This is a genomic window from Zavarzinia sp. (assembly GCF_049306435.1).
Lineage (GTDB): Bacteria > Pseudomonadota > Alphaproteobacteria > Zavarziniales > Zavarziniaceae > Zavarzinia.
On the sequence record NZ_JBAQRT010000093.1, the window covers coordinates 1 to 5,837 of the forward strand.

Here is a 5,837-nt window from a genome sequence, read left to right on the forward strand (position 1 = left end):
ACCCAGGGCAGCGCCGCGAGATCGGCCACCGCGCCGGCCAGCCCGGGGCTGGCCACCAGCAGCATGGCATCGGTCGCCACCGTCTCGATCGCCAGTTCGTCCGCCGTCACTTCGGCCTCGACGAAGCCGAGATCGACCACCCCCTCGGCCACCTGCGCCGCGACCTGGCGCGAATTGCCGATGAACAGCCGAAGCTCGATGCCGGGATGGGCCAGGCGATAGCGATGCATCAGCGGCGGCAGCCAGTAGTTGCCGATGGTCTGGCTGGCGGCGAGGCAGAGCCGGCCCCGGCGGAGCCCGGCCAGATCGGTCAGCACCGCTTCCGCCGCCTCGGCCCGGGCGAGGACGGCGCGAGCCTCGGCCAGGAATTCGCGCCCGGCACCGGTCAGGGCGATGCCCCGGCCGATGCGGTCGAACAGGACGACACCATGGCGCGCCTCCAGCGCAGCGATCGCGGCGCTGACCGCCGAGGGGGTAAGGCCGAGGGCGGCGGCGGCCCGGGTCACATGCTCCCGTTCGGCGACGGCGATGAAGATGCGCAATTGTTCAAGGGTCATGGGGTCCGGCTTCAGCCTATGGTCTCGACCAGCATCAGACTGAAACCGGCGATGAAAAGAAAGGCCGCCGCGCCGAGGATCAGCGGCCGCAGCCCCCGCGCCCGCAGGCGGCGGATATCCGTCTCCAGCCCCATGGCCGCCAGCGCCGTGGTCAGCAGCACCAGGGTCGCCATGGCCGCCCCGGCGGTCACCACCGGCGGCACATCGACCAGGCTGTTCACCGCGACGAGGGCGATGAACCCCAGCACGAACCAGGGCATGGGCGCGCGGGCGGCGGTCTGGCCCTCCAGCCCGGCCCGGGCGGCGAAGCCGAGGCCGATGACCACGGGCGCCAGCAGCATGACCCGGGCCAGCTTGGCGATCGTGCCGAAATCCCCCGCCGCCTGGCCTTCCTGATAGGAGGCGGCGACGACCTGCGCGATTTCATGGATCGAAGCCCCGGCCCAGAGGCCGAAACCTTCCGCCCCCAACCCCAGCAGCGGCGCCGCCAGCGGGTAGAGCACCATGGCGATCGAGCCGAAGACGGTGACGCAGGCGATGGCATAGGCGACATCCTCGTCCCGTGCCCTTATCGCCGTGTTGGCGGCGACGACGGCGGAGGCGCCGCAGATCGACGTTCCCGCCGCGATCAGCGCCGCCAGCCCCCGCTCCACCCCCAACGCCCGGCCCAGCACGACGGTGAACAGGAAGGTTCCCCCCAGGCTGAGCGCGATCACCGCCATGCCGCCGATGCCGACAGAAGCGACCTGAGCCGCCGTCAATTGCAGGCCGAGCAGAATGATCGCGAGACGCAGCAGGCGGCGCAGGGAAAACTGGAAGCCCGCCGCCGCCCGCGCCGGCACGCCAAACAGATTGCGCCACAGGATGCCGAGCAGGATCGCCAGGATCATCGGGCTGAACAGTCCAAGCCCCGGCAGACGATGAAGCAGGAAGCCCCCGGTCGCGACGGCGGCGGCCAGTCCGAGCCCGGGCAACAGGCTGGCCGGCAGGGAAATGATGCGCATGGCTGAACTCCACGATCCGACGGGAGTTCAGGGTGGCATTCGGTCAACCATTCGGTCCAATGACTAATAATTCAATATTTGTTCAATTTTCACGAACGATTTCCCGCCCGCCAGGCGGCGGGCGTCACGCCGGTCCAGCCCCGGAAAGCGCGGGCGAAGCTCTTTTCGTTGGCGAAGCCGGTCAGGGCGGCGATCTGTTTCACCGGCCGATGGCTGCGGTCGAGGAGGCGGATCGCCTCGGCCTTGCGCGCCTCGTCCTTCAGGGCCTGAAGGGTGGTGCCGTCCCGGGCCAATTGGCGATGCAGGCTGCGGACCGACAGGTTGAGCGCGCCCGCCAGCGCCTCGGCATTGGCGAGCAGGTCGGGCCGGGACGCCAGCAGGGCCTGGGCCCGGCGCAGCAGCAGCCGGTCGCGCCGGTAGCGCAGCACGATCAGCGGCAGGGCATTGCGCAGCATCTCGCGCATCGCCGCCTCGTCGCGCCGCACCGGCAGCGCGAGGTAACGGGCATCGAAGGCGACGCCGGCATCGCCCGCGCCGAAACGCACCGGGCAGCCGAACAGCAGGCCGTAAGCCTCCGCATGGTCGGGCGCGGGGAAGGGAAACCACGCCTCGGTCAGGGCGATGCGGGAATCCGCCAGCCAGCAGGAAAAGCCGATGGCATTGCGCAGCAGGGTGACAGCGCAGAATTCGCGCATGTCGGCATCGCCGTTGATCCGCCCGCTCTCGCGCAGGCGGACGCGGGCGACCTCCCCCTCGACCTCGAGGGACAACGCCACGTCGTCGGTCAGCAGCCCGTGGTGGCGGAACCAGCGGCGCATGGCGGTGTGAAGATCAGGCGCGGTCAGCGAGCCCCGCGCCAGCAAGCCGTAGGAGCCCCAGGGCAGGCGCCGGGAAAACCAGCCCAGCGCCTCGTCGTCCAGCTCGCGCATGGCGCGGCCGGCCATCAGCTCCAGCTGGGCCGCCGTCACCCCGGCGCCCGGCAAGGCAAGGCTGGCGGGATCGATCTGCGCCCGGGCGAGGGCGAGCGCGGGATCGCGGCCTTGCCTCTCATAGGCGCCGAGGATCGCCCGGATGAAGGCGGCGGGCGTCGCGCGCGGGGCGCTATCAGGCGTTGGCACGATTTGACCCCTGCGTGGCAGGACAGGACACGGTAAAGCCTATAATCTGCCAGCGGCCAACGGCGCCACAAAAACATCGAAGCCCGCCGCCGAGGAAGCCTCCCAAACTGAGGAAACTCATGTCCGTCATCAAATCCGCGCTGTCGCCCCGCGCCGACGATTTCCGCGCCAACGCCGATCATATGCGCGGCCTCGTCGCCGACCTGCGCGAGAAGATCGCCCTCGCGGCGGAAGGGGGCGGCCCGGCGGCGCGCCAGAAACATGTGGCGCGCGGCAAGCTGCTGCCGCGCGACCGGGTGGCCGCCCTGCTCGATCCGGGCGCGCCCTTCCTCGAATTCTCGCAGATGGCGGCCCATGGGCTCTATGGCGGCGACAGCCCGGGGGCCGGCATCATCACCGGCATCGGCCGGGTTTCGGGCATGGAATGCGTCATCGTCTGCAACGACGCGACGATCAAGGGCGGGACCTATTATCCGGTTTCGGTGAAGAAGCACCTGCGGGCGCAGGAAATCGCCGAGGAAAACCACCTGCCCTGCGTCTATCTGGTCGATTCCGGCGGTGCCAACCTGCCGAACCAGGACGAGGTCTTCCCCGACAAGAACCACTTCGGCCGCATCTTCTACAATCAGGCGCGGATGTCGGCGATGGGCATTCCCCAGATCGCCGTGGTCATGGGCTCCTGCACCGCGGGCGGCGCCTATGTCCCCGCCATGGCGGACGAAAGCGTGATCGTGCGCAATCAGGGCACGATCTTCCTGGGCGGCCCGCCGCTCGTCAAAGCCGCGACCGGCGAGGTGGTGACGGCCGAGGATCTGGGCGGCGGCGATGTCCATGCCCGCATCTCGGGCGTCGCCGATCATCTGGCGGAAAATGACACCCATGCCCTCGCCATCGCCCGGCGCATCGTCGCCAACCTGAACCGGACCCGGCCCGCCACGGTGAAGCTGGAATCCCCGGAGGAGCCGCTGTACCCGGCGGACGAACTCTACGGCATCGTGCCGCGCGACACGCGGAAGCCCTACGACATCCGCGAGATCATCGCCCGCGTCGTCGACGGCTCCCGCCTCGATGAATTCAAGGCGCGTTTCGGCACCACCCTCGTGACCGGCTTCGCCCATCTCTGGGGCATGCCCGTCGGCATCATCGCCAACAACGGCATATTGTTCGGCGAATCCGCGCAGAAGGGTGCCCATTTCATCGAGCTTTGCGCCCAGCGCGGCATTCCGCTGCTGTTCCTGCAGAATATCTCGGGCTTCATGGTCGGCCGGAAATACGAGAACGAGGGTATCGCCAAGCATGGCGCCAAGATGGTGACCGCCGTCGCCACCGCCGCCGTGCCCAAGCTCACCCTCGTCGTCGGCGGCTCTTACGGCGCCGGCAATTACGGCATGTGCGGCCGGGCCTATTCGCCCCGCTTCCTCTACATGTGGCCCAACGCGCGGATTTCGGTGATGGGCGGCGAGCAGGCGGCCAGCGTGCTGGCGACCGTCCGCCGCGATGGCATCGAGGGCAAGGGCGGCACCTGGAGCGCCGAGGACGAGGAAACCTTCAAGGCCCCGATCCGCGCCCAATACGAGGAACAGGGCCACCCCTATTACGCCAGCGCCCGCCTGTGGGACGACGGCATCTTCGATCCCGTGCAGACGAGGCGAATGCTGGGCCTGTCGCTGTCGGCGGCGCTGAACGCGCCGATCCTTCCGACGCGCTTCGGCGTCTTCCGCATGTGATCGGGAGGAGTTCCAGATGTTCGATACCATCCTGATCGCCAATCGAGGCGAAATCGCCTGCCGCGTCATCCGCACCGCCCGCCGCATGGGCCTGCGCACCATCGCCGTCTATTCTGAAGCGGACGCGAAGGCCCGCCATGTCCGCCTCGCCGACGAGGCGGTGCTGATCGGCCCGGCCGCCGCCCGCGAGTCCTATCTCGTCGCCGACAAAATCCTCGCCGCCGCCAAGGCGACCGGGGCGCAGGCGATCCATCCCGGTTACGGCTTCCTGTCGGAAAACGCCGATTTCGCGGAAGCCTGCGCAGAGGCCGGCATCACCTTCATCGGCCCGCCACCCTCGGCCATCCGCGCCATGGGCAGCAAATCCGCCGCCAAATCCCTGATGGAAACCGCGGGCATTCCCCTCACCCCCGGCTATCACGGCACCGAACAGGACGCGGATTTCCTGGCCGGGGAGGCCGCGCGCATCGGCTATCCCGTGCTGATCAAGGCGGCGGCGGGCGGCGGCGGCAAGGGTATGCGCCTCGTCGAACGGGCGGAGGATTTCGCCAGCGCCCTCGCCTCCTGCCGGCGGGAGGCGGCGGCCTCCTTCGGCTCCGACCTCGTTCTGGTGGAACGCTATGTAACCCGGCCGCGCCATATCGAGATTCAGGTCTTCGGCGATGCCCACGGCAACTGCGTCCATCTGTTCGAGCGCGACTGCTCAGTGCAGCGCCGCCACCAGAAGGTGCTGGAGGAAGCCCCGGCCCCCGGCATGGATCCGGCCCGCCGCCAGGCCATGGGTGATGCCGCCGTCGCCGCCGCCCGCGCCGTCGGCTATGTCGGCGCCGGCACGGTCGAATTCATCGTCGGCAACGACGGGCGTTTCTTCTTCATGGAGATGAACACCCGCCTGCAGGTCGAACACCCGGTGACCGAGATGATTACCGGCCAGGACCTCGTCGAATGGCAGATCCGCGTCGCCGCCGGCGAGCCCCTGCCCCTGTCGCAGGACCAGCTGGCGATCGACGGCCATGCCATCGAGGCCCGGATCTATGCCGAGGATGCCACGCGGGGCTTCCTGCCCTCCATCGGCCGTCTCGCCCATTTCGACGCCCCGGCCGAAAGCGCCCATGTCCGGTTGGACAGCGGGGTGGAGGAAGGCGACGAGATCACGCCCCATTACGATCCGATGGTGGCGAAGCTGATCGTCTGGGACCGTGACCGTAAAGGTGCCCTCGCCCGCATGAGCGCCGCGCTGAAGGCGGTGCGGATCGCGGGGGTGACCACCAATGTCGCCTTCCTCGGCCGGCTGATCGCCTGCCCGTCCTTCGATCGGGCCGATCTCGACACCGGCCTGATCGAGCGGGAAGCCGCCGTCCTGTTTCCGCCGCCCGCGCCCGCGCCCCGCGACGCCGTGCTGGCCGCCGCCCTCGCCGACCTGTGCCGGGA

The 5,837-nt window shown here is 69.2% G+C and carries 5 protein-coding genes; 2 read left to right on the plus strand and 3 right to left on the minus strand.

Annotated features, from left to right (window positions below):
• The 3 genes from WAZ62_RS04770 to WAZ62_RS04780 all read right to left on the minus strand — a co-directional run.
• The coding region (locus tag WAZ62_RS04770) for a LysR family transcriptional regulator (RefSeq protein ID WP_422642376.1) at nt 1-557 on the minus strand (557 nt) is incomplete at its 3' end.
• A gap of 11 nt (nt 558-568) precedes the next feature.
• Nucleotides 569-1,561, minus strand: a complete 993-nt coding sequence (locus WAZ62_RS04775; RefSeq protein WP_422642377.1) for a YeiH family protein — start codon at nt 1,559-1,561, stop codon at nt 569-571.
• A gap of 89 nt (nt 1,562-1,650) precedes the next feature.
• Nucleotides 1,651-2,679: an AraC family transcriptional regulator gene (locus tag WAZ62_RS04780; protein ID WP_422642378.1), complete on the minus strand. Its 1,029-nt coding sequence runs from the start codon at nt 2,677-2,679 to the stop codon at nt 1,651-1,653.
• Nucleotides 2,680-2,798: 119 nt separating this feature from the next.
• Here WAZ62_RS04780 and WAZ62_RS04785 point away from each other — a divergent pair, with 119 nt between their 5' ends.
• Together WAZ62_RS04785 and WAZ62_RS04790 are read left to right on the plus strand one after the other, a co-directional pair.
• Complete coding sequence (locus tag WAZ62_RS04785; RefSeq protein ID WP_422642379.1) at nt 2,799-4,406, plus strand: carboxyl transferase domain-containing protein; 1,608 nt, start codon at nt 2,799-2,801, stop codon at nt 4,404-4,406.
• Nucleotides 4,407-4,422: 16 nt separating this feature from the next.
• Nucleotides 4,423-5,837, plus strand: a 1,415-nt coding sequence (locus WAZ62_RS04790; protein WP_422642380.1) for an acetyl-CoA carboxylase biotin carboxylase subunit, incomplete at its 3' end; no start/stop codon positions are given.